Source organism: Clostridium sp. FP2 (assembly GCF_011065955.2).
GTDB lineage: Bacteria > Bacillota > Clostridia > Clostridiales > Clostridiaceae > Clostridium_AD > Clostridium_AD tagluense.
The window spans coordinates 249046-272790 of sequence record NZ_JAAMNI020000001.1; the positions used below are offsets into that span (position 1 = coordinate 249046).

A 23745-nucleotide genomic window follows, 5' to 3' on the forward strand; every position below is an offset into this window, starting at 1 on the left:
TCAAATAGGAGGCTTAAAAGAGGATGGATAAGAGAAAAATCAATATTTATTCAGAAATAGGAAATTTAAAGACTGTTCTTATACATAGACCAGGGGAAGAAATTGAAAATCTTATACCAGAGTATCTAGAAAGACTTTTATTTGATGATATTCCATTCTTAAAGGTAGCAAGGGAAGAACATGATAATTTTGCTAAGATATTGCAAGAAAATGGTGTTGAAACCTTATATCTTGAAAATTTAGTAGTAGAAGCAGTAAAAGATCCCAAAATTAAGGAATTATTTCTAGACGAAGTTATAGATGAATGTGGTATAAACGAGACTAGAATCATAACATCTCTGAAGGATTATTTATATTCATTGTCAGAAAAGGGAATGATAGATAAGGTCATGTCAGGAATAAGAAAAAAAGAGATTGAGATTAAAGAACATTATGATGAGTATCCATTTATAATGGATCCGATGCCTAACTTATATTTTACAAGAGATCCATTTGCATGTATTGGAAATGGAATAAGCTTAAATTCTATGAAAACTAAAACTAGAAGACGTGAGACAGTGTTTGGAAAATATATTTTTAAATATCATCCAGAACTGAAGGATTCAGGTATTCCGTTGTGGTATGATAGAAATGAGATATATAATATTGAAGGTGGCGATGAATTAATTTTGTCAAAAGACGTTATTGCCATTGGACATAGTGAAAGAACAGATAAAGAAGCGGTTATAAGTATGGCTAAGAATATATTTGAAAATGGTGAGTCTTTTAAAACAATTTTAATTTTTGATATCCCTAAAACTAGGGCGTTCATGCATCTAGATACTGTATTTACAATGATCGATTATGATAAATTTACTGTTCATCCAGGAATAGAAGGTACTTTAAAGGTAACAGCAATAACTTATGATCATAAGAATAAGGAATTAATATTTAGAGAAGAAGAAGGTAGTTTGGAAAAGATACTTTCTAATCATTTAAAAAAAGATATTACTTTGATACGCTGTGGTGGCGGGGATAAGGTTATAGCAGGAAGAGAACAATGGAATGATGGATCAAATACACTAGCTATATCTCCTGGTACCGTAATAACTTATGAGAGAAATTATGTTACTAATGAGATTTTAGATAAAAACAACATAAAGGTACTTCAAATGGCTTCTAGTGAGCTATCAAGAGGTAGAGGTGGTCCTAGATGTATGTCTATGCCATTCTATAGAGAAGATTTAATATAACTATAAAAAATTTAGTATTGATAAGAGAGGGGAATTTATTATGTTTAACTTAAGAAATAGAAATTTTTTAACACTTATGGATTTTTCACCAAAAGAGATTAATTATTTTCTTGATTTAGCTAGAGATTTAAAAAGAGCTAAATATGCAGGTACAGAACAGCAAACATTAAAAGGTAAAAACATTGCATTAATATTTGAAAAGAGCTCAACAAGAACAAGGTGTGCTTTTGAAGTAGGAGCACTAGACCAAGGAGCACATGTAACTTACCTTGGACCTACAGGCACTCAAATTGGTAAAAAGGAATCCGTAGCAGATACAGCGAGAGTTCTTGGAAGAATGTATGATGGAATAGAATATAGAGGATATGGCCAAGAAGTGGTTGAAGAACTAGCAAAATATGCAGGAGTGCCAGTATGGAATGGATTAACTACTGAAGATCATCCTACGCAAATTCTTGCTGACTTTTTAACTATTAAAGAACATTTTTCTAAACCATTAAATGAAATCAAATTTGTCTATGCTGGTGATGGAAGAAATAATATGGCAAATGCACTTATGATAGGAGCTTCCAAGATGGGTATGGACTTTAGAATAGTTGCTCCAAATTCATTATTTCCTGAAGATGCACTAGTTAATAAATGTAGAGAAGTAGCCAGTGCTACAGGAGCAAAAATAACTATTACCAGTGACGTAGCGCAGGGAGTAAAAGATGCAGATGTTATATACACTGACGTTTGGGTATCCATGGGTGAAGCAGATGAAGTTTGGCAGCAAAGGATTAGTATATTAAAACCATATCAAGTTAACAAAGAAATGATGAAGTTAACTGGCAATAAAGATACTAAATTTATGCACTGTCTGCCAGCGTATCATGATTTGAAAACAGGAGTTGGTAGAGAAGTATTTGAAAAATTTGGAATGAATGGTGTTGAAGTTACAGATGAAGTATTTGAAAGTGAAGCTTCAATAGTGTTTGATGAAGCTGAAAATAGAATGCATACTATAAAAGCAGTTATGGTGGCAACATTAGGAAATTAATATATCATCATAGTAGGTAATGATTTGATTAGATGATACATTTTATTAAAAAAAACTTTCGAATTTATTTCGAAAGTTTTTTTGCGTTGTTAATCCATATTTTTTATATATTACATTTTAAAAATATAAAAGAATAAATAAAAGATATCAAAATTTTAAGCATAAATATTTGTATACCGTAATATTTATAGTTATTAAATATAAAAGGGGTAGATATATATGCTAAATAAGATACCACTAATAATTTATGATATTTTTGGGGATAAAGTAGAGATTATGAATTATACAAAAGTTTATTTTATAAATAGAAATGAGGAGGGATATGTGCTTCATGTAGAGCAGCATGATAGAATTACATCTATAAATGAGTTTGACTTAGAAAAAAGAGAAGATAAGTACTATTGCACAAGAAAGTTATTTAGTTAACTAAAGTTTAAACATGGCTTTAGCAGGAAAAATTTTAAAATCATACAAGATTTATAAATTATAAACTTGTGTGATTTTTTGTATTTATAGCAATATAATATATTTGTAGTATAATCAAATTAAGAAGATTATGTTTTGCATACCCCAAAAAGATTATCTATAAATATAAGTGTGAATTAACCTATAATTAGTGAAAACCATAAATTTTATAGAAGTTAATAGTTTATACATTGTTAAATTCACTAGAAATGGTTTATAATTTTATTATATTAGCATGTGAAAATTAGTAAGTCTGGAGAAATGTATGTTTATCTATATTATAAATAATAGTGTAATCACAATAACTGATACAGGGGGTAAAATATGCTAAGCCAGCAAGAGAAGATAATGGTTTTAGAAAACTTTAAAGAAGAAAATCAACCTATAGAAATAATAAATGAATTAAATGATGGAGAATCTGGTGCAGCGGTATATACTGTGGAATTTGGTGAATCTCGCAAACTCGGAGTTTTAAAGATTCAAGAAATGAATGAAAGTGGATTACATAATAAAGCCTTTTTACAATCAAAAGAGAATGCAGTTGAAGGATATATACCTAAAATTATTGATGAAGTGGAAATACAATGCAAAAATAATTTAAAAAGATTTGGAGTGCTATATGAACTTGGGGGAGATAACGTATTAGGAATTAAAACCCTAAAATATTCTTTGGAAAATGAATTAGCATTAGTTAAGCAAACTTCAGAACAAGTAGCTAAATTTTTATATACTTGGAATAAACCGCATACCTCAGAAATTAAATCTCCCATTGATATAATGAAAACCTCCTTAGGCTATAGATTTATGGATGAAAAACTTATAAGGTCTTTTGAGACCTTAATGATTGATGAAGATAAAAAATGGTTAGTTATTGATGGAGCTGATAAATTTTTTCCCAATCCCTATAGATTCTTTACAGATGAAGAGGTTTGGGAGGGGAGCGAGATAAAATATTTACATTCCTGTATACATGGAGATTTCCATGGAGGAAATATAATTGTTTCAGTGAAGAAACCATCTATTATCGATTTTGGAAGTTATCAAACTCATAGTAACATTTTTTATGATACAAGGTATTTAGAATTACATTCATTAATGGACTATTTAAAGTTTGATAATAATAAGCAAAGAAAATTTTGGATTAGTTTATGCGAAGAATTAACAAAAAATGTAAAGTATGTTGATATACCTGATGGTGATGGAGCTAGTATATTAAGGGATATAATACCGGAATTAAGACATGGCATAGATTATTTGCTTTCGGATTCTAGAAATAAACTATATGAGCCATCTTTTTATTTAGCTGGAGTTTCAGCAGGACTTAATTTCATCCGTAAAACCAAGGACGAAAATAAAAGAATGGCAGCAATGATATATACAATGTATAACTTAAGAGCTGTTTTAAAACATGAACTTATAGATTTATATAATCCTAGTCTATCATCATGTAGTAGTATTCAATGGTTTTTAGACGAAACTTCGATAAGTCAGTATTTAGATAAGGAATCAATCTATAAGATTGATCAAAAGGCTTATCATATTTCAGGTATAATAAAAAACAAATCTATAGAACTTACTGTAGAGCCTATTATAAATCTAAAAAGTGGGAAGGTTAAATCATTAGAAATATTAGTCAGAGATTCAAGATTAGAATTTTTCCCAGATGAAATGTTTGAAAAGGCTAGGCTTACTGGGGACTTAGAAAAGCTTACATTGCTGGCTTGTGATAAATTGTGTAATTATCTAAATAGACTTAGGCCATTTATTGAAGACGGATTATTTTTTAAACTTCAATCGGATACAACCAGGCATACTATCAAAAAAGTCATAAATAAATTACAAGGGACGAACTTGGTTTTAGAAATTACACAACGAATACCAAGAAGTGCATTCTGGCGTAATTTTGCTCATGAGCTAAAATTCAAATTAGCTATGGAAAATTTTGGAGAGGGAAACTCTAATATGGTAGAATTAATAAAGATGAAACCGAATTTTATAAAAATCTCCCAACAAATTGTTAGAGATGTTCATAAAGATGAAATAAAAGCATTAATGGTAGAACATATGGTTAAAATGGCTATAAAAAGTGATATGAAAATTATAGCTGAGGGAATACGAACTTTAGAAGAAAAGAAAAAGTTAATAGAGCTAGGTATTGAATACGGACAAGGAACATATTTTTCTTCTGCTATGCTTATCGATCATGCAGATTATGAAATTTGGGAAAAGGGATTTTAGGGTTTTAAGGACATTTCTTTTATAAGAAATGTCCTTAGTTTTTTATTTTCGAAAAAGTTATAAGTTTCTATTTTAAAAGGCATATGGCATTTGCGGAGATCCCCTCACAGCTACCAGTAAAACCCAGACCTTCCTCTGTAGTAGCTTTAATATTGACTTTATCTATAGGTAATTGTAATGCCAATGCAATATTTTTTACCATATAAGGGATGTGCGGTGCCATTTTAGGGCTTTGTGCAATAATTGTGGCATCAATATTTTCAATTATATAATCCTTAGCCTTTACTAAAGTTCCTACATGTTTAAGGAGATCAATGCTAGAGACACCTTTATATTTAGCATCGGTATCAGGGAAATGTTTCCCAATGTCACCAAGAGCTGCAGCTCCTAAAAGAGCGTCCATAATAGCATGAATGAGAACGTCGGCATCTGAATGACCTAGTAACCCAGTTTCATGAGGTATGTTTACTCCGCCAATTATTAAACTTCTATCTTTAACTAATCTATGAACATCGTATCCCATTCCAATTCTCAAGCAAATTACCTCTTTTCAATTTAATTTATAAATAAGTTCAATAGACCTAGCATATTTAACTTATTTATTTTTTTCATGTGCCTAATATAGCATTTTATAGGGATGTAATCAAGGAATTTTATTATGTGTTACGAAAGTAAAGTGGTAAAATCAGAAGAAATATCTGTTCTAGATGATACGCAAGGCGCAGAAATCATATTAATAACATGTACGATCATAATAATAACTACCAATATTATTACAATAAAAGGAGTAAATGTAAGCAAATAGGATAAAAGTTATTAACATGTTATCAACAAAACTGTGGATAATGTGCATAACTTAAAATTAAAATTTTCAAATATTTTATTTAAAATGAAAAAAAATACATATTTCCAGAAAAAATATTTCTAATTAATACTAATAATCAGTTCATAACATCAATTCCACAACTTATACACAAGGTAATTGTGGATAATGTGTATAAGTATTGAATTGTATATAATTTTTTTAAAAAAAGCTATATAGGTTTAATACATTTGTGGACTAGTAAGTTTTAATGTGTATAATCTGTTAATCTAAATAAAAAACATTAAATAAATTAGATTATCAATAAATTTAAAAAAATAATTAAATATATAAGTAAAGAATACTTGTATAAAATATGAAATTTATAATTTATATATATAAAATAAAGAAACTTTGCCATCATTATGCTTGCTTAAATGTTTTTTAATGGTATAATATGTTTTGTGGCAAATTAATACATTGGAAAAAACTACATAAATTTAAATTATTATTATGCTATTTGCTTTAAATTATGAAGACGGTAGTAAATATAAATAACATCACTTAGGGGGAATTTTAAATGGTTAAAAAGGTTTTATCTAGTATTTTGGTATTAGTAATGGCGGGTTCTTTAGTAGCTTGCTCAGGTAACAAAAATGTAACTAAAGATGATACAGCTACAAAGCAAGAAGAAACTAAAAAGACTGAAACTACAGAGCCGGCTAAAGAGGCTATTAAGTTTGAGTCACTAACTCAAATGATGGACAGTATTTCAGAGAAAGATTATTATTATTCAGATCACTATAATTTAAAAATATTGAAAAAAGATGCACTAGCAGCTTACGATGCAAAGGCAACTACTATAACGCAAAGAGCTATGAAAGACAATAAAATTGATGCTAAGAGTTCAAAGACTTATAAGTACTACAACAATATTAATGGCGTACGCTTTGAAAAGGACTACATAGTAGTATATGATGCAAGTAAAGTGCCTACAACAGTATACGAAGTGATAATAGCGCTCTCAGATAAAGACGAACCATCTTTGAAAGAAGTTAAAGAAAATAAAGCAATAATAACTGATGAATTTAAAGTCTTATTTCCAAAAGAATTATAAGTTAAATAAAATAGTCATTGTTAGCTAAGAGTAACAAGTTATCCACAAATGACTTGTTGATAATGTTTATAACTCTATATAAATTAAAAAGCACACAATTTTGTGTGCTTTTATTTTGTATAGGCATGTTATTTTGAGGCATTTTCAGTTTTAATAGAATCAGAAATTAAATCATTAATACCTACTAGCTCATTTTGTGTTATATATCTCCATTTACCAATAGGTAATTTAGCTATAGAAACATTCATAATTCTAAGCCGCTCAAGTCTTATCACCGCGTAACCTAAACACTCACACATTCTTCGAATTTGACGGTTAAGGCCTTCTGTTAAAATTATTCTGAAAACATATTTGCTTTCTTTTCTTACAAAACAATTTTTGGTTACAGTATCAAGTATAGCTATGCCATTTGCCATATTTTTTATAAAATCTGTGGTTATGGGTTTATCCACAGTAACAATATACTCTTTTTCGTGGTTATTACCTGATCGTAAAATCTTATTTACAATGTCTCCATCATTTGTTAGAAAGATGAGACCTTGAGAAGGTTTATCAAGACGACCTATGGGGAAGATTCTTTTTGGAAAATTTATAAAGTCTATAATATTACCCTTAATTTTATGCTCTGTAGTGCAGGTTATTCCAACAGGTTTATTGAAAGCTAAATAAACTAATTCTTCTCTTTTTTTTAATGGCTTACCATTTATTTCAATGAAATCTGTTGCAGATACTTGAGTGCCCATTTCAGGGATTTTACCATTTACTTTGACCTTGCCTTCGTCAATCATTTTATCAGCCGCGCGCCTAGAGCAAAAACCAGTTTCACTTATAAATTTATTTAATCTAGTTTTTGAAGCAAAATTTTCATAGTGCTGAATAATGTTTTTTTCTTTATCATTATTTATGGTTTTCATTTTACACCGTCCTTTGGAATTGTAAAGTAAAATTAAGTTGAATAATTAATAATATATGGTAAAATAGTTATAATATACGGCAAAATATCCATATGAATATAAGTAATGGAATAATTGTGGACAAACCGTTTATTAACAAAAATAATGTTTTATTTCATTATATTAAATAATCATCAAAACATAAAGAGAAATGGCAAATTAATTAGATTTTGGAGTGAAGTTGTTGATTAAGACAAGTTAGTGGATTGAGATACTTTAGTTGATTTTTAATAAAAAGTATAGGGGGAAGATAAATTGATAAGTAAAATTATTTTAAACAAGTTAAAATTATTCCTAATTATAATGTGTGGTTTATTTATATTTATTCCGAATAATGTTATAGCAGCCACGAGTCCTATTCAAATGGAACATAAGACAAATGTACCAGCTGATAAAGTGTGGAAGATTAAGTTTAATCAAGGAATTAATGTAGACAAGCTTAGTGATAGTGTTAGGGTTTATAATCCCATAGGACTACCAGTAAAGGTAAAAATATCATATGACATTATAAATAATACCATAAAAGTAGAACCACCAGATGGAGGATATATAAATGGACAAACTTATGCTTTGCAAATTTATCAAAGTATAAAGGATTTAAAGAGGAATGCACTGAAGGCTCCTGTAACCATGAATTTTACTATAGAAGTATTAGATAAGAGTCCAAGAATAGATAGTGGCAATAAGAAATATAATTATGAAAAATATGATAAGACAATAAATCAAATTGTAGGAATGCAAAGTAAAGGTGACGCTTTTAATGTTGTACCTAATTATATGTTAGAGGCTAGTAATAAAGATATTTATGAATATCTGAACCCTAAAAATTTTGAAAATCATGATTATGCTGTGTATCAATTTTTAACATTGAATTATATTGATGGAATTACTGTAGAAGATGTAGATAGTTTATTAAAGGGCGAGGGAATATTAGAAGGACAAGGAAAAACACTAATAGATGCTTGTAAACTATATGATGTTAATCCAGCCTATATTATTGCCCATGCTATTTTAGAAACTGGTCATGGATCATCAGCACTGGCTAAAGGTATAGTGGTTAATCAAGTTGCTGGAAAACCAGTTGTAAGTAAAACAACATACAATATGTTTGGTATAGGCGCATGGGATGAAAATCCAAATAAACTAGGATCTGAAAGAGCATATAAGGAGGAGTGGTTTACTGTAGAGGCTGCTATAGAAGGTGGAATTAAATTTGTTTCTACTCAGTATATTAACAATAGCACTCGTAAACAGAACACATTGTATAAAATGAGATGGAACCCAGAGAGTCCAGGAGTTCATCAATATGCTACAGATATAGCTTGGGCATATAAACAAAGTTACAGAATTAAAGAAATTTTAGATAAATGCAGTAATGCATCTTTAATATTTGAAATACCTGAGTATAAATAGAACTAAGGGTATCCTGGAAAGGATACCCTTAGTCAATTTTAACTTGTTCATTATTATTTACTAATACCTTGAAATTATTAGTGTTAGCATATTTTATAAACTCAGTCAAGTTAATTGGACTCTTATTTTTGTTTCCAGAAATAAATATAGAAATTTTAAAACCATCATCTGCATGTGCTTTAGTTAGGTATTTTTGCTTAATAGATTCATCTAGAATTAATGTTAAGGCCACGTCCAATGGCTTATCTTCTAAAGAAAGAAGTTGCTTAATTTTATAGCCTCCAGAGCTTACTCCTTCAACTTTTTTTATTTTATCTGTACCAGTTACCTCCATCTTTATAGAAGAATTCATATCTACAATAACGGAATAATTATTTTTATTATCTAAATATAATTTTTTTATTGAAAATAAAAGTACTGCCATGCAAGCAATTATTAATAAATATTTCCAAATGGCAACACTATGAAATTCTTCACCTGCATAGGGTTCACCTATTTTAGGTGAAGCCGCATGCTTTTCGAGAGTAGCGAATTCATTCTTTGCGGTTATGATATATACTTTATTTTTTTCAATATTGATTACTTTACCAGCTTTTCTCATAAAGGCACCTCTTTCATATGATAGATAGAATACATTAAATACTTATTAATACTTGACATAACGTGAAATAATTGGTATTTTCATTGTAGCACAGTATTAAATTGTGTTTTAATTGTAGAAGTATATAAAATATTTAACAGAATCGAAGATGATTAATAGCATCGAAGATGATTAATAGCATCGAAGATGATTAATAATAAATAGAGGTATATTATGATAAAGATATTAGATAACAACGGTTACTTATATATAGGCATCTTAATTATAGCAAGCATTGCAATTGTTCATATAAAAATGCTAATGATTAAAAAATCTAATGAATTTGATAAGAAAATTAATGCTACTATTAATATATTTAGTTCTACAACAGATATCGATGATGTATTTAATAGGCTACTGGAAAATTTATATGAAATTTTAGATTATGATATTGCTATAAGTGTATTTAAAAATGGTAATAATTTTGAACTTACGGCCTGTCATGGGTGTGAAGAGGAAACAACCATAAGTAGTTATTTGAAGAATAATAAATGTATTGAACTACTAAAAGAAATCACAAAGTCTGGAACAACCTACTATATTAAGGATTTAAAGAAAGCAGATTATACAAATTATAGCACAGAGATTCAATTATTATTATTATATCATATGAGAAGCTTATTTATAATTCCCATAATTTATAAAGATAATATATATGGGGCAGTGATAATGCTAAATCATAAAAAATCAGCTTATAATGAAAGTGAGAGAGCTAATGTTTTTTCCTTTGTTAGGCAAGTAGCCATAGCTATAGAAAATGCTACGCTTTTTCAAAAACTAAAAGATGTGGATAAGATGAAAACAGATTTTTTATCGACTGTTTCTCATGAGCTCAGGACTCCATTAACTTCAATCATTGGCTTTGCAGAAATGGTTAAGCGTAAGTTTGAAGGAGTTATAGTGGAGCAGCTAGATCTTGAAAATGATAAAAATAAAATAGCAGTCATTAAGATAAAGAGAGATATAAATATAATTTTATCAGAAGGCGATAGATTATCATGTCTTATAAATGATTTATTAGATATATCAAGGATGGAAGCTGGAAAAATAAGTTTGAATATGAGAGAAATTGATATAGAAGAAATTATAAACCAGGTAATAACCTTAACTAATCCAATTATTAGAGAGAAATCTGTTCAAGTCATACTAAATATAAGAGAATCGCTTCCTAAAATTATGGCAGATAAAGATAAATTACTTCAGGTAATAATTAACCTTATTTCTAATGCCATAAAATTCACGCAGCAAGGGTGTATCGTATGTACAGCTAGAGCGGTGGAAGAGAATGTAATAGTAAGTATTAGTGATACAGGGATTGGAATTAGAGAGGAAGATAAAAAAAATATATTTGAAAAATTCAGCCAAGTTGGTGATACGCTTACAAATAAACCTATGGGCACAGGCCTTGGACTAGCTATATGTAAGTATATTATTGAAGAACATGGTGGAGAAATATGGGTTGAAAGTGAAATAGAAAAAGGCAGTGATTTTTCATTTAGTATACCTATTTCAAGGAAAAAATAAATAAATATCATAGCCTTTGTATATAGAATAAAAAAAGTATTTCGTGTATAATATATTCATTGGAAACTTGTTGGAAGTTTACCAACTATAGCAAAAAATGTTTATGACAAAATATTAACAAGTGCTGTGTAAATTGTGAAATACATACTGAGATTTTATTTATAACGCTTGTGGTTCTAAAATCAAAGGGGGTGGATTTTTGAGGAAAACTGGAAAAGGATTTAAAGTTTTGTTACTTATATTCCTTACCATTATTTTATGTGGGAATTTTAAATATGTAATGGCAGTAGAAAACGCTGTCAAGATATCCTTTGTAGGAGTAGATCATTCTCCATTAATTGCAGGGGATAGTGAAAGCTTTTATTTAACGGCTATGGGAGCTAAGAAAGTTAAATATAGAGTGTTTCTAATTGATGCTAACATGAATAAAAAGATAGAAATTACTAGTGGGTATACAGAATCATTAGATGCTAATAAACCATATATGGTTACGCCTAGTGAAAAATTTAAATTAGGTAAATACAAGCTTATAATTTGGGTTAAAGAAGAAAACTCCGTAAAAAATTATGATAGTGAATATATAGCTAGTTTAAACTGTGTAAATAGAGATGATAATAATAGAGTGTATTCAGCAGGCGATGTTGATATTTCTAAAGATGTTTATACAGTAGGCGAAAAGGTAATGATAAATGGGATAAAAAATATTAGTGGAATGAAAGGTCCATATACATATAAACTTCATGTATATGATACTGAAACTAATGAATGGATATTAGATAATAAGGGATTTAGGAACAATTTAGAATGGGTACCTACCAAACCAGGAACCTATGTTTTAGTAGTTTGGGATATGTCTTATAATTCTACACTCTGGAAGACCATGATTAAAAGTCCAGAAAGTAAGTTATATGAAGGATGGAAGCTTAAAGTTATTACAGTAAAAGATACGGAGAAAAGTGTACAAGTATCTTTTGTGGGTGTTGGACATTCGCCACTAGTGGCAGGTGAAAAAGAGAAATTTTACATTACTTCAAAGTATGCAAAAAAGGTTCAATATAGAGCTTGGATATATAGTGATAACACAAAAACATCCGAAGATATCACTAATGGTTATACTCCTTTAGTGGACGCAGATAAACCTTACGAGATTTCTCCAGATAAGAAGTTTTGGGTTGGAAAATATAGACTTGTGGTACGGGTTAGAGAAGAAAAATCACTGAAGCAATATGATAATTATTATGTTTCTTATCTCAATTGTGTTGAAAAAAACGATAGTAATAGAGTTTATACCATAAATGATATGGATATAGAGAAAAGTACTTTCAAAGTAGGAGAGAAAGTAACAGTAGGTGGAATTAAAGATATAAGTGGAATGGCTGGACCATATACTTATAGGCTTCACATTCTTAATACTACAACAGGTAAGTGGACGCTAGATAGTAAAGAATATAGAGGGAAAACAGAATGGACCCCCACTGAACCTGGCACATACGTTTTAGATTTATGGACAATGTCTTCTAATTCTACACTATGGCAAGTTATGAAAAGTGATCCAAGTAGAAAACTCTATGAAGGTTGGAAATTAAAAGTTATAAAAGTTGTACCTGAAAACGATGATGGTAATGAAGTAGAACCAGCAAGGGCATACACCGTAGTCAATGATTTTGAAGAATTGTATGCTGCTATAGAAAACAAATATGATGTAATAATAAATGATGCTAAGGTAGCTGCAGTATATGATAAAGCGAAAGACATCGTAAATAATATAACTAATAATAATATGAGTGATTTAGAGAAGGAATTAGCTATACACCAATATGTTGTAAAAAATACAGCTTATGATTATGAAAATTATAAAAGTGGAACACTGACAGAGGATTCATATACGGCTTATGGAACATTGATTATTGGAAAGGCTGTTTGCCAAGGATACGCTGATACAATGAAGTTACTATTAAATTTAGCGGGAATAGAAGCTAAAGTAGTAAAAGAAGATGCCTATGTAAAAAAAGAGCCCCATGCTTGGAATTTGGTGAAAATAGATGGGGAATATTATCATCTAGATGCCACCTTAGATGATCCAGTTCCAGATGAAGGGGATAAGGTGGCATATGCTTATTTTAATTTATCTGATGAAAAAATATCTAAAGACCATGAGTGGGTGAGGAAGAATTACCCAATAAGTGTCAATGAAAAATTTCAATATTTACAATCAATGAAACATGCTGTTATTGATGGAACTTGGATATATTTTACTAATTCGTTAAATGAGGATAAACTATATAAAATGTCATTGGATGGAAAAATACAAGCGAAACTTGTTGATTCTGTATCTTGGTTTGAAGCAGTAGATGAACAGTGGATTTATTACAGTAACTATTCAAATGGGGGATTTTTATATAAGATCAGAAAAGATGCTCTGGGAAATACTAAGTTAAATAATGAGTGGACTATGGACATTGAGGTACAGGGTGATTGGATTTTATATAAAAATGGTAAAGATAACAAAAATTATAAAATAAGAAAAGATGGAAGTGAGCGACAATTAGTAAATTAAGTATCTGAAAAAATAACAACGAAGTGGTTAGTTTCGCAAGAAATTAACCACTTCGTTAATATTTAAGTTAATTATGGGGTGAAAAATCTAAAGGTTTACAACGAAATATTCATGGGGGGCAAAAGAATGAAAAAGAAAATGTATATAATAAGTTTTATAGTATTATTTTTTGCAATAATAGGTTTCCAATACAAAGTGGAATATGATATAAGGAAACAACCACCATCTGATAAATGGAGTAAAGAAGTTGCTATATCTAAAGGGAATATAACATGCTTTCCTAAAATATTAAAGAATGATAAAAATAACATTGTAGCTTTTAATGATGGGGGGAAGTTACAACTTGTAGTAACAGATGATTTAGGAAAAAAAGTCATGGAAAAAACCTTTCAAACTAAGGATACTTTAGTTAAAGAGGTGAATTTATTAAAAGGGCAAGGGGAGGTTTATCTTAGTTACAATTCTTATGATAATGGTGCCAACAGTTTAAAAATTATAAAATTGGATAAAGAACTAAAGGAGTTAAATAGAACGAAAATAGAAAATATAACGGAGACCTATCAAATAGGTGAGGATATTTTAATAATGGGTTATAAAGATAAAATTCAAGTATTAGATATGGCTAAAAATTCTAAGATGAATTTTGATATAAAGGGTGCAAGCCTATTTTCAGGTGTTAAAACTGAAAGTGGATGCATGGTTACATATTTTAATGGAAAAGACGGGTTTAGTTATATAACTATAAAAGATGGAGTAGCATCATTGCCTAAATTAGCAGGAGTGCTTAATAAAAGCGATTCTATGACATTCATGAATACTGCTACCTCAAGCGATAGTAAAAATGGATATTTGTTAATTGAATACAGTGTGCAAGGAGAAATTGTAGGGACTAGAATTCTAGAATTTGCTCTGGATGGAAGCAGTAAAAACTCTAGTGAACTGTATATTGGTAATAATAAAAATATATATAACGTGGTTGGAACTAACTCCAAAGAAGGGGCTAGATTTTTTGCCACAACTGATAGGATATTTGGGACTAAAGATAGGCAACAGAGTATAGTTGACTTTATTTTAAAAGATAATAAGGTAGCTAGCTATAGCTTTGCATCTAGACTATCAGGACTTACTACTTATCCTGCCATAAGTGGAGATACAATTGCGTACGCCAGTTACAATAAAGAAGATGAATATGGGATTTATATAGGATCACAAAATGAAAGGTTTAAGAAAGCTAATAATATACATTTAGCAGTAGAAACAAAGCAGACCAGATTAAATACTCTACAGGGGCTATTATATAGTTTTGTTTATATAATATATCCTATTAAATGGTCAATACCTGTAATCATGCTAATATCTATTATAACTTTTTTCTCTTACAGTTTTTCAGAGAAGAAAAAGAAATTATCTTTCATACTTATTTCAATTGTAAGCTTTGCATTAAAAACTTCAACTGTATTAAGTAACTCCTATGGAGATAATTTGTATTTACTTCCACAAATTTTATCACAAAAATGGGTTGCAGTATTGGTTGGTGTTGTTATAAGTACAATATGCTATTCCTTTGGATATAAGCTTTATAAAAAAGATTTAGAAGCAATGCCAATTGGTAAATTTGGTATAGCTTTAGTATTGGATACAACATTAACTATGATGATATTTGTACCTTTTTTTATTACATTTTAAAACCTAATATAGTATGTTAGGCACTCTTAAATAAAAATACCACAAACATTAAAAAAGTTTGTGGTATTTTTTATTTATAGTATAGGAGAAAGCAATCTTGAAACAGATTCCTTGAATTTAACGATAAAACTTCTATTAGTATATTTCTGGAGAGTTAGCTCCTCACAAAACTTTAAATCATCATTAAAAAAATCATCTAGCTTAGAAGTTATATTTTTATCATATATAAAGGCATTAATTTCAAAGTTTAAAGTAAAACTTCTAATATCTAGATTGGCAGTACCTACAGAGCTTATAGAGCCATCAATAGAAAGGAATTTACTATGAAGAAAACCCTTAGTGTAGGTATAACATTTGACACCAGATTCTAATAACTCTCCCATATATGATGTGGAAGCCCAATACACAAAGGGATGATCTGGCTTACTAGGTATCATAATACGCACATCTACTCCAGATAAAGATGCTATTCTTAAGGCCTCTAATATACTGTCATCTGGAATAAAATAAGGGGTTTCAATATAAATATTTTTTTCTGCTTTACTAATCATTTTTAAATAACCATTTTTAATAGAATTGAAAGTGGAATCAGGACCGCTTGAAACCATTTGAAGACCGGTTTTCCCAAGGTGGGTCCTCCGTGGAAAATATTTGCTATCAAAAACAGAATCTTCATTGGAAGCAAATCTCCAATCCATTAGGAAGTGCAATTCCAATGCATCTATTGAATCTCCTTGTATGAATAAATGGGTATCTCTCCAAAAACCAAACCTTTTAGAAAGTCCTAAATATTCATCACCAATATTAAAACCACCTATAAAGGCATACTCCCCATCAATAGTGCAAATTTTACGATGATTTCTAAAGTTTACTCTAAGATTTATATAAGGAAGAAATGGTGGAAAGAAACATGCAATTTTTCCGCCAGCTTCAGTTAAAGAGGCGAAAAAAGATTTAGGAACTTTGAGGCATCCCATACCATCATAGAGTAACTTTACCTCTACACCTTGTTTAGCTTTTCTACATAGAATATCAAGAATAGTAGTTCCTAAATTATCATTTTGGAATATATAATACTCCATATGAATATATACTTTTGCATTCTCAAGATTTTCTTTAAGCTGATCAAACTTTGATTTACCATCAATAAATATAGTTACTTGGTTATTATTAGTGTAAAAGGCATTATCACTACAAAGATTAAGTTCCATCATATCAGAATATTTACTCAAAAAAGGATTAGTTTTAATTAGTGATTCATTGTTTAAATATTCTTTTTGTTTATCAATAATTGAGGTGAGATTTTCTTTTTCTTCTTTTTTTAGCAAAAACATTCTTTTCTTTTTTAAATTTTGACCAAGAAATAAGTATAATATAAACCCTATGCTAGGTAAAAATAGTAGAACCATAAGCCAAGTCCATGTGCTTGCAGGGTTTTTTCGTTCAAAAAAGACAACTGCTAAAGCAAAAATGATATTTATAAAAAATAACAAATTGAAAAAACGTAATAATAGTTCACTTGTAAACATATGAGCCTCCAAAAATTCGTTATATAACATAACTATAGTATACATATAAAAGTGCATAAAGAAACATGTAAAAATAAAATATCTATGTTACCATTGAATATTTTTTAAAAAAAATAAATAATTCAATTTTATAATTTATATTAGTAAAGGAATAGTGAGTTATATGGTATAATAATATTAAATTGCAAAAGTCAATTTATGGGGGATAGGGGTATGGGCGTAGTTCATAGCGAAGTTAATGAGGAAATAAGCCAATCCTTAGAGCTTATAAAAGAATTAGAGCATGTGGTAAGTGAGATTCAAAAAAATGAAGTCTTATTTAGTTCTGACATTCAAAATATGTCCTTAGCGAACAAACTGAGTATATTAGATAAATGGGTTAGTTACGTAGGATGTTATAATAGACTTAATGAAATCAGGAAAAAATATAAGAATGAACTTATATTAAAAGGTGAAGAAGATTCACACATTAAATTTAAAAATATATTGTTAATTTATGCTTCTACCATAGCAATACGAAAAAACTCTATATTATTGGCCAGCATAATAGATAAAAACAAGTATCTGGAGTCAATGTTAAATGAAAGTAGGCCTGAATACAATATTAACAAAAAACAATATTATTACATTACACAAGAAATTACAGAAATTTCTTATATGATATCTTTGTTTAGAAATAAACATTACTTTGATTTTATGGTGAAATACTATGAAGTTTCTGGGTATGAAAGAGAATTATTAGATTATGCAAGTTATAATTATTTAAATGTAATTAAGCTTGTTAGAAATCATAAAAGTATTGTTTTTAACAACATGATTCAATTTTTTGGAAAAAATGTTTTTGATTTTTGGTTCCCATTTCAAAAATGGGTTGCTATAAGTATTACTGGAGTAGATTATTCTAGTAGAAAAGAAAAGTATGTTAGCGATGAAGATATTAATATTATCAAAGGTGAATTGCTACCAGGTGATGTACTTTTAAAGAGAAATAATTACCAATTAACTAACATGGGATTGCCTGGATTTTGGACTCATTCTGCTATTTATGTAGGCTGCTTAGAAGAATTAGATAAGTATTTTGAGGACATGCCACTAGGAGATTATTTGTGTGTGTCAGATTATTTAAAAGTAATATATCCTAAAGTATACCATAGTTTATGTGGAAAAAATAATAGACAATATATTATAGAAGTTGTTGCCCCTGGTGTGGTAATAAATTCTCTAGAAGTTATTGCAAAAGTTGATTATTTTTCTGCACTACGCCCTAAACTATCAAAGGAAGACAAATTAAAAGCACTATTTGTAGCCTTTGAATATTTAGGAAAGGCATACGATTATAATTTTGACATTATGACAGATAACGCTTTGTTTTGTAGTGAACTAATTTATAAGTCTTATTTATCTTCAAGCAATAAGAAAGGGCTTACATTTATATTAGAGCCAAAAGCAGGGAGATTATTACTTTCACCTAATAGTATTATTAAAAAATTCGATGCAGAATTTAATAGTGAAAATGCAGAACTTGATTTTGTACTGTTTTATGATGGTAGTGAAAGAGAAAGAAAAGCTGTAAGGAAAAGTGCAAAAGATTTAAAGACAACTTGGAAGTTGAATAAGTGGGCAATTGTAAAGCGTAGAATCATTTTAAATACAGAAACAAGGTATCCTGTAGTAAAATTTCATTCAGCAGTATCAAAGTTAAGAATTATTTTATATGGTATGTTTTATTAATCATGATATATGTATATAATATAAGATATGTATTGAAAAACACAGTTAAAATATTAGATTAAACTCTAAAATAGAAAGTAGGATAAATAATAAATATGAGAAATATAAAAATTGTAATAGAATATGATGGTACTAAGTATAAAGGATGGCAAAGACTTGGAGACAGTGACAATACTGTGCAACACAAAATAGAAACTGTTTTAAGTAAGATGGCTGGAGAAAATATTGAAATTACAGCTTCAGGTAGAACAGATGCAGGAGTTCATGCAACAAATCAAGTAGCAAATTTTAGAACAGACGCTATAATGCCTACACATAAGATGCGTAGTTATTGCTACGAATATTTACCTGACGACATTGTAGTTAAGACAGTGGAAGAAGTAGATTTAAATTTCCATGCTAGATACAATGCCAAGGTTAAAAAATACGTTTATAATATATGTAATAACAAGGCACATAATGTATTTAATAGAAAATATGAATATCATATACCACAACCTCTAAATGTTGAAAAAATGAGAAAAGCAGCAGGATATTTAATAGGAGAACATGATTTTCAAAGTTTTACAACTCTTAAAACTAAGAAGAAATCTACTGTCAGAAACATTTATACTATAAATATTGTGAATGAAGATGGAAATGTAGAAATCAGTATTCAAGGGAATGGGTTTATGAAAAATATGGTAAGATTAATAGTTGGAACCCTTGTTGAAGTAGGCCTAGGTGAAAGACCAGCAGATGGAATCAACGATATTTTAGATAAAAAAGAAAGAAAATTTTCAGGACACATTGCACCAGCTAAAGGATTATTCCTAGAAGAAGTTAATTATTAAAAACTTAGCGGTTACTAGGTCATAATTTATATAATAAGAGTAAATGGTTATAAAAAATAAAAATAATATTGATACCTCTCATCCAAATGTGTTAAAAATGGATGAGAGGTATTTTTGCGGGTATTATTAAATAAATATCAAATGTAAAATATAATATAGTAATATTTATAAATACAAGCTTTACTATAATATTGTATTGCTGTATGATAATGTTATATAATATCTAATTATAGTACGAAGGCGGTAGGTTGTGGAAAAGTTGTATAATAATATTAGTAATACTGAATATTTAAAATTCAAAGTAATGGATAATATAAAAAAAAATGGCTATAGTAATAATTATTTAGGTGAAAAATTTATTTCCATTCTCGCTATAGAAAAAATATCTAATTGTATTGTTGACTTTATTGAAGGTGACTATGTTTTAGAAAAGGTCACAGGGTATAATGAAATATCACATATTATTATTAATAATATGCTTAAATATATTCAAGTTCAAGGCATTGAAAAGCTTAATATTGGATTTATTATAAAAATATTTAAGTGCTATAGAAATTCATATATTGATGTAGTTTTAGAAGAAGGCTGCAATAATAAAGTTAAGCTGAAAATTACTAATTATATAGAGAGATTTTTTGATGAATTAGAAATAGTAGCTTGCGGTCGGGGGTTAAGTAGCAGTAAAGTTAAGAAAACTGAAGATGCGTTAATAGAAAGTGAAAACCGATATAAAAAGCTTTTGGAAGTTATGCCGGATGCTGTGTATGTAAATGACAATGGGAAGATTGTGTATACAAATAAAGCCGGTGCTAAATTAATGGGATATTTAGAGCCAAAAGAAATATTAGGAAAATCATCATATGAACTTTTGGAAATTGATGATTATAATAAGATATTAATAAAACAACAAGAGGACATTACTATGAGAAGTGGATATTTACCTCCAGTTGAAAGAAAATATTTCAGGAAAAGTGATGGCAAATTTTTGGAAGTAGAGACTACTTCTACAGTAATATCATATGAAGAAGAAAAAACAATTTTAAATATTACAAGAGATATATCTGAGCGTAAAAGGATAGAATTTTTAAAACAAAAGGTTAGACAAAAAACATTTTTATTAAATAAAACTATTGAATATAATAAACTCAGAACAGAATTTTTTGCAAACATATCTCATGAATTACGAACACCACTAAATATGATACTAGGAACTATTCAGCTCGTAAATATTACAAATAATGATAAGACCTTAATAAGCCCTAATATTAAGGTTGAAAAATACATGTCTATCATAAAGCAAAATTCTTATAGATTATTGAAGTTGGTAGATAATCTTATAGATATTACAAAGATCGATGCAGGATACCTAGATATTAGTCTACAAAATGATGACATTGTGAAAGTTGTAGAGGATATAGCACTATCTGTAGTAGAATATGTTGAGAGTAAGGGCTTAGAACTTATTTTTGATACGGATATTGAAGAAAAATATATGGCCTTTGATGCAGATAAGATAGAAAGAATTATGTTAAATCTAATATCAAATGCTATTAAATTTACTAAACGCTGTGGGCGAATATATGTTAATATATATGACAAACAGGACACTATAGTAATAGCTGTAAGGGATACAGGAATTGGCATACCACTAGAAAAACAAAAGGAAATTTTTGAAAGGTTTAGTCAGGTTGATAAATCACTATCTAGGAAACAAGAGGGTAGTGGTATAGGGTTATCTTTAGTAAAGTCATTAGTTGAAATGCATAAAGGAAAAATTTACATTAACAAAAAAATAACTAAAGGTAGCGAATTTATAATTGAACTGCCAGTTAAGGTTTTAGATAGTATAAAAGAAAGCAATGAAAATTACAACGCAGCCGAAAATTATATTGAAAGATCGAAAATCGAATTTTCTGATATATACTCATAAAAGCAATTAAGGGACTAATGTTATTAGTCCCTTAATTGCTTTTATGAGTATATATATAAACTAGATATTTATTTCAAGATACTTTTTATATTTGGATTAGTGAATTAAAGTATACCTTCATTTTTTAATATATCTTCAATTTCATCAACTTTTTTAGAAAGAATATAAAAACTTTCTTTTAATACATTTTTGGGAAGAGGGGTTTCTTTTATAGTTTTTTCTAGGGCTTCTATAGTTTCCAGTGCATCATCAATGCCCTTTTGTGCTAGTTTTATGTTTGTTTCTTTCATTTTTTAATCTCCTTTAACTTATGTTATTTTTTAATATATATATGTTCTAATGTTAATAACCACTAATTTGGAATTAATAATAAACTCTATTTTATGGAAAATAACAAAATCACATTTTCTTATTCTTGTAAACCTTGTTTTTAATATCTTTTAAAATGGAATCTAGCCCCTTGAATTTTAAATCTGGAAAAGCTTTTATAAGCCTTGAGTAATCAGGATATTTTTTAATAACCAAGGAGTCATATTTTAATTTCAATTCTTTTACAATATTTTCAATTTCAGATTTCTTCTTACTTACTTTCATTTCGGCACTTTCGATTAAGCCATCCAACATAATTTTAAGTTCAGATATGTCCTTAGTATTCCCTAAATTCAATTTGAAATCTGAAAGTTTCTCAGTTAATTCTGAATATACTGTATTTATTTGGTTTAACAGGGAGCGCAATTTATATATTGTTATTACAGTAATTGTAAAATCTGCAACGAAATATAGGAGAATAATATAGAAAAGTATTATGCCGGGTGTAGGTGGTATTGAATTTACTATATAAGCAATATATGGATGGACTACCTTCAAAATAAACATGGAAACAAGCCCCCATATTATAGAAAAGGATAAGCAAATCCTTCCATGAAGATTATAGGGTTCGTCACTATAATCCCACCAAGTACTATTAAACGTAGTTTCTAGAATATATCCTGTTATGTATTCTAGAAGAGAAGTTAAAATTACTGAACCTAAAAAGAGAAAAATATAATTAGATTCTATAGGTTTTAGTAAAATAATTATTAATAGTGTACCAAAACCATAAATAGGGCAAAAGGGACCATGGAGGAAGCCTCTATTAACAAATTCATTTTTCTTTATTGTAGCGTACACTGTTTCAAGGCACCATCCCATAAAAGAATAGATAATAAAATAATAAAAAAGTGTAAATACACTAAAATTTAATAAAGGTACATTAATCATATAGTAACTCCTTTTTCCATTGTCAATTGTATATGCAACAAGAAAATAATAACACAAAAAAAGTTTTTTTTATAGTATATGCAACCAATAAAATATTAATATATGCAATTATATAGAAATGGATACATATATATTAATGAAATACTGATTTAAATGCTAGGGGGGAAATGTATGATTAATATTATTTGGTTTTTAATTCTATTCCTAGGTATAATTATTGGGATTTTTGCAGGAAAAGCAGAAATTCTATCAAAGGCTGTTATTTCATCAACATCTAGTGCAGTTGAACTCGTAATAGGTCTGGTTGGAATGATGTGTCTTTGGTGTGGCATAATGAAAATTGCTGAAAAAAGTGGACTAACTGATAAACTGGCAAAGGTACTTAGGCCAATTTTAAAACTTATATTTAAAGAAGCTGGAAAAAACCAGAGTGCAATGTCTAGTATTACTATGAATTTAACAGCAAATATGATGGGGTTATCTAATGCTGCCACTCCTTTTGGTATAAAAGCTATGGAAGAAATGCAGAAAATTAATAAGGTTAAAGATACAGCTAATAATGACATGGCATTATTTCTAGTTTTAAATGCTGCCTGTATTCAGTTTCTTCCTACAACAGTGATATCTATAAGAGCTGCTTACAATTCACGAAACCCAGCAATTATTATACTGCCAGCTATAATTGCAACGGGTACTGCTGCGATTTTAGGCGTAGTTTATTGTAAAATTTTACAACGGTACTTTTAATTTGAAATATTGCTATTGAAATTTAAATGGGGTAGGTGAAATGGTGTGA

The 23745-nt window shown here is 28.9% G+C and carries 20 protein-coding genes; 14 read left to right on the forward strand and 6 right to left on the reverse strand.

What is annotated here, in order from left to right:
• Positions 1 to 23 precede the first annotated feature (23 nt).
• From arcA to G9F71_RS01245, 4 genes are all read left to right on the forward strand, one after another.
• Positions 24 to 1232 carry an arginine deiminase gene (gene arcA, locus G9F71_RS01230; protein ID WP_164950296.1) on the forward strand — a complete coding sequence of 403 codons (1209 nt, stop codon included), beginning with the start codon at positions 24 to 26 and terminating at the stop codon, positions 1230 to 1232.
• A gap of 37 nt (positions 1233 to 1269) precedes the next feature.
• Positions 1270 to 2271 (forward strand): ornithine carbamoyltransferase, encoded by a 1002-nt coding sequence (gene argF / locus G9F71_RS01235; protein ID WP_202017950.1) that lies wholly within the window; start codon positions 1270 to 1272, stop codon positions 2269 to 2271.
• Between the two features lie 219 nt (positions 2272 to 2490).
• Positions 2491 to 2697: a hypothetical protein gene (locus G9F71_RS01240; RefSeq protein WP_164950298.1), complete on the forward strand. Its 207-nt coding sequence runs from the start codon at positions 2491 to 2493 to the stop codon at positions 2695 to 2697.
• A 363-nt stretch (positions 2698 to 3060) separates the two neighbouring features.
• Positions 3061 to 4974 (forward strand): EAL domain-containing protein, encoded by a 1914-nt coding sequence (locus G9F71_RS01245; protein ID WP_164950299.1) that lies wholly within the window; start codon positions 3061 to 3063, stop codon positions 4972 to 4974.
• Between the two features lie 67 nt (positions 4975 to 5041).
• On the opposite strand, the gene ispF is transcribed toward G9F71_RS01245, so the two are convergent.
• Complete coding sequence (gene ispF / locus G9F71_RS01250; RefSeq protein ID WP_164950300.1) at positions 5042 to 5509, reverse strand: 2-C-methyl-D-erythritol 2,4-cyclodiphosphate synthase; 468 nt, start codon at positions 5507 to 5509, stop codon at positions 5042 to 5044.
• Between the two features lie 123 nt (positions 5510 to 5632).
• Between ispF and G9F71_RS01255 the strand changes: the two genes are divergently transcribed.
• Both G9F71_RS01255 and G9F71_RS01260 read left to right on the forward strand, forming a co-directional pair.
• Entirely contained in the window at positions 5633 to 5779 is a 147-nt protein-coding gene (locus tag G9F71_RS01255) for a hypothetical protein (RefSeq protein WP_164950301.1), read from the forward strand.
• A gap of 577 nt (positions 5780 to 6356) precedes the next feature.
• Positions 6357 to 6893, forward strand: a complete 537-nt coding sequence (locus tag G9F71_RS01260; protein WP_164950302.1) for a hypothetical protein — start codon at positions 6357 to 6359, stop codon at positions 6891 to 6893.
• A gap of 128 nt (positions 6894 to 7021) precedes the next feature.
• Here the strand turns inward: G9F71_RS01260 and rluF are convergent, their stop codons facing one another.
• Positions 7022 to 7807, reverse strand: a complete 786-nt coding sequence (rluF, locus tag G9F71_RS01265; RefSeq protein ID WP_164950303.1) for a 23S rRNA pseudouridine(2604) synthase RluF — start codon at positions 7805 to 7807, stop codon at positions 7022 to 7024.
• Positions 7808 to 8101: 294 nt separating this feature from the next.
• Here rluF and G9F71_RS01270 point away from each other — a divergent pair, with 294 nt between their 5' ends.
• A complete protein-coding gene (locus G9F71_RS01270) occupies positions 8102 to 9259 on the forward strand; it encodes an N-acetylglucosaminidase (protein WP_164950304.1) in 1158 nt (385 codons plus the stop codon).
• Between the two features lie 28 nt (positions 9260 to 9287).
• Here the strand turns inward: G9F71_RS01270 and G9F71_RS01275 are convergent, their stop codons facing one another.
• Positions 9288 to 9860: a hypothetical protein gene (locus G9F71_RS01275; protein WP_164950305.1), complete on the reverse strand. Its 573-nt coding sequence runs from the start codon at positions 9858 to 9860 to the stop codon at positions 9288 to 9290.
• Between the two features lie 213 nt (positions 9861 to 10073).
• Between G9F71_RS01275 and G9F71_RS01280 the strand changes: the two genes are divergently transcribed.
• The 3 genes from G9F71_RS01280 (at position 10074) to G9F71_RS01290 (ending at position 15666) form a co-directional block, all read left to right on the forward strand.
• Positions 10074 to 11423, forward strand: a complete 1350-nt coding sequence (locus G9F71_RS01280; protein ID WP_164950306.1) for a GAF domain-containing sensor histidine kinase — start codon at positions 10074 to 10076, stop codon at positions 11421 to 11423.
• A 199-nt stretch (positions 11424 to 11622) separates the two neighbouring features.
• Positions 11623 to 13980 (forward strand): DUF5050 domain-containing protein, encoded by a 2358-nt coding sequence (locus G9F71_RS01285; RefSeq protein ID WP_164950307.1) that lies wholly within the window; start codon positions 11623 to 11625, stop codon positions 13978 to 13980.
• 126 nt (positions 13981 to 14106) lie between these two features.
• A complete protein-coding gene (locus tag G9F71_RS01290; RefSeq protein WP_164950308.1) occupies positions 14107 to 15666 on the forward strand; it encodes a hypothetical protein in 1560 nt (519 codons plus the stop codon).
• A gap of 74 nt (positions 15667 to 15740) precedes the next feature.
• Here G9F71_RS01290 and cls read toward each other — a convergent pair whose 3' ends face one another.
• Positions 15741 to 17195, reverse strand: a complete 1455-nt coding sequence (cls, locus tag G9F71_RS01295; protein WP_164950309.1) for a cardiolipin synthase — start codon at positions 17193 to 17195, stop codon at positions 15741 to 15743.
• Between the two features lie 213 nt (positions 17196 to 17408).
• Here cls and G9F71_RS01300 point away from each other — a divergent pair, with 213 nt between their 5' ends.
• The 3 genes from G9F71_RS01300 (at position 17409) to G9F71_RS01310 (ending at position 21689) form a co-directional block, all read left to right on the forward strand.
• The gene (locus G9F71_RS01300) at positions 17409 to 18926 is read left to right on the forward strand and encodes a YiiX/YebB-like N1pC/P60 family cysteine hydrolase (RefSeq protein ID WP_164950310.1); all 1518 of its coding nucleotides are present in this window, start codon (positions 17409 to 17411) and stop codon (positions 18924 to 18926) included.
• A gap of 95 nt (positions 18927 to 19021) precedes the next feature.
• Positions 19022 to 19759 (forward strand): tRNA pseudouridine(38-40) synthase TruA, encoded by a 738-nt coding sequence (truA, locus tag G9F71_RS01305; protein ID WP_164950311.1) that lies wholly within the window; start codon positions 19022 to 19024, stop codon positions 19757 to 19759.
• A 250-nt stretch (positions 19760 to 20009) separates the two neighbouring features.
• Entirely contained in the window at positions 20010 to 21689 is a 1680-nt protein-coding gene (locus G9F71_RS01310; RefSeq protein ID WP_164950312.1) for a PAS domain-containing sensor histidine kinase, read from the forward strand.
• Between the two features lie 104 nt (positions 21690 to 21793).
• Here the strand turns inward: G9F71_RS01310 and G9F71_RS01315 are convergent, their stop codons facing one another.
• Together G9F71_RS01315 and G9F71_RS01320 are read right to left on the reverse strand one after the other, a co-directional pair.
• Positions 21794 to 21979 carry a hypothetical protein gene (locus G9F71_RS01315; RefSeq protein ID WP_124996871.1) on the reverse strand — a complete coding sequence of 62 codons (186 nt, stop codon included), beginning with the start codon at positions 21977 to 21979 and terminating at the stop codon, positions 21794 to 21796.
• Between the two features lie 109 nt (positions 21980 to 22088).
• Positions 22089 to 22949, reverse strand: a complete 861-nt coding sequence (locus G9F71_RS01320; protein ID WP_164950313.1) for a putative ABC transporter permease — start codon at positions 22947 to 22949, stop codon at positions 22089 to 22091.
• Positions 22950 to 23120: 171 nt separating this feature from the next.
• Between G9F71_RS01320 and G9F71_RS01325 the strand changes: the two genes are divergently transcribed.
• Entirely contained in the window at positions 23121 to 23696 is a 576-nt protein-coding gene (locus tag G9F71_RS01325; RefSeq protein ID WP_164950314.1) for a nucleoside recognition domain-containing protein, read from the forward strand.
• Positions 23697 to 23745 lie beyond the last annotated feature (49 nt).

Coding starts and splice junctions, on each gene's coding strand:
- G9F71_RS01315 (WP_124996871.1), bottom strand. CDS start 21,979: ATGAAAGAAACAAACATAAAACTAGCACAAAAGGGCATTGATGATGCA.
- cls (WP_164950309.1), bottom strand. CDS start 17,195: ATGTTTACAAGTGAACTATTATTACGTTTTTTCAATTTGTTATTTTTT.
- G9F71_RS01300 (WP_164950310.1), top strand. CDS start 17,409: ATGGGCGTAGTTCATAGCGAAGTTAATGAGGAAATAAGCCAATCCTTA.
- G9F71_RS01325 (WP_164950314.1), top strand. CDS start 23,121: ATGATTAATATTATTTGGTTTTTAATTCTATTCCTAGGTATAATTATT.
- G9F71_RS01280 (WP_164950306.1), top strand. CDS start 10,074: ATGATAAAGATATTAGATAACAACGGTTACTTATATATAGGCATCTTA.
- G9F71_RS01240 (WP_164950298.1), top strand. CDS start 2,491: ATGCTAAATAAGATACCACTAATAATTTATGATATTTTTGGGGATAAA.
- G9F71_RS01320 (WP_164950313.1), bottom strand. CDS start 22,949: ATGATTAATGTACCTTTATTAAATTTTAGTGTATTTACACTTTTTTAT.
- G9F71_RS01260 (WP_164950302.1), top strand. CDS start 6,357: ATGGTTAAAAAGGTTTTATCTAGTATTTTGGTATTAGTAATGGCGGGT.
- rluF (WP_164950303.1), bottom strand. CDS start 7,807: ATGAAAACCATAAATAATGATAAAGAAAAAAACATTATTCAGCACTAT.
- G9F71_RS01255 (WP_164950301.1), top strand. CDS start 5,633: ATGTGTTACGAAAGTAAAGTGGTAAAATCAGAAGAAATATCTGTTCTA.
- G9F71_RS01290 (WP_164950308.1), top strand. CDS start 14,107: ATGAAAAAGAAAATGTATATAATAAGTTTTATAGTATTATTTTTTGCA.
- truA (WP_164950311.1), top strand. CDS start 19,022: ATGAGAAATATAAAAATTGTAATAGAATATGATGGTACTAAGTATAAA.
- G9F71_RS01275 (WP_164950305.1), bottom strand. CDS start 9,860: ATGAGAAAAGCTGGTAAAGTAATCAATATTGAAAAAAATAAAGTATAT.
- G9F71_RS01245 (WP_164950299.1), top strand. CDS start 3,061: ATGCTAAGCCAGCAAGAGAAGATAATGGTTTTAGAAAACTTTAAAGAA.
- arcA (WP_164950296.1), top strand. CDS start 24: ATGGATAAGAGAAAAATCAATATTTATTCAGAAATAGGAAATTTAAAG.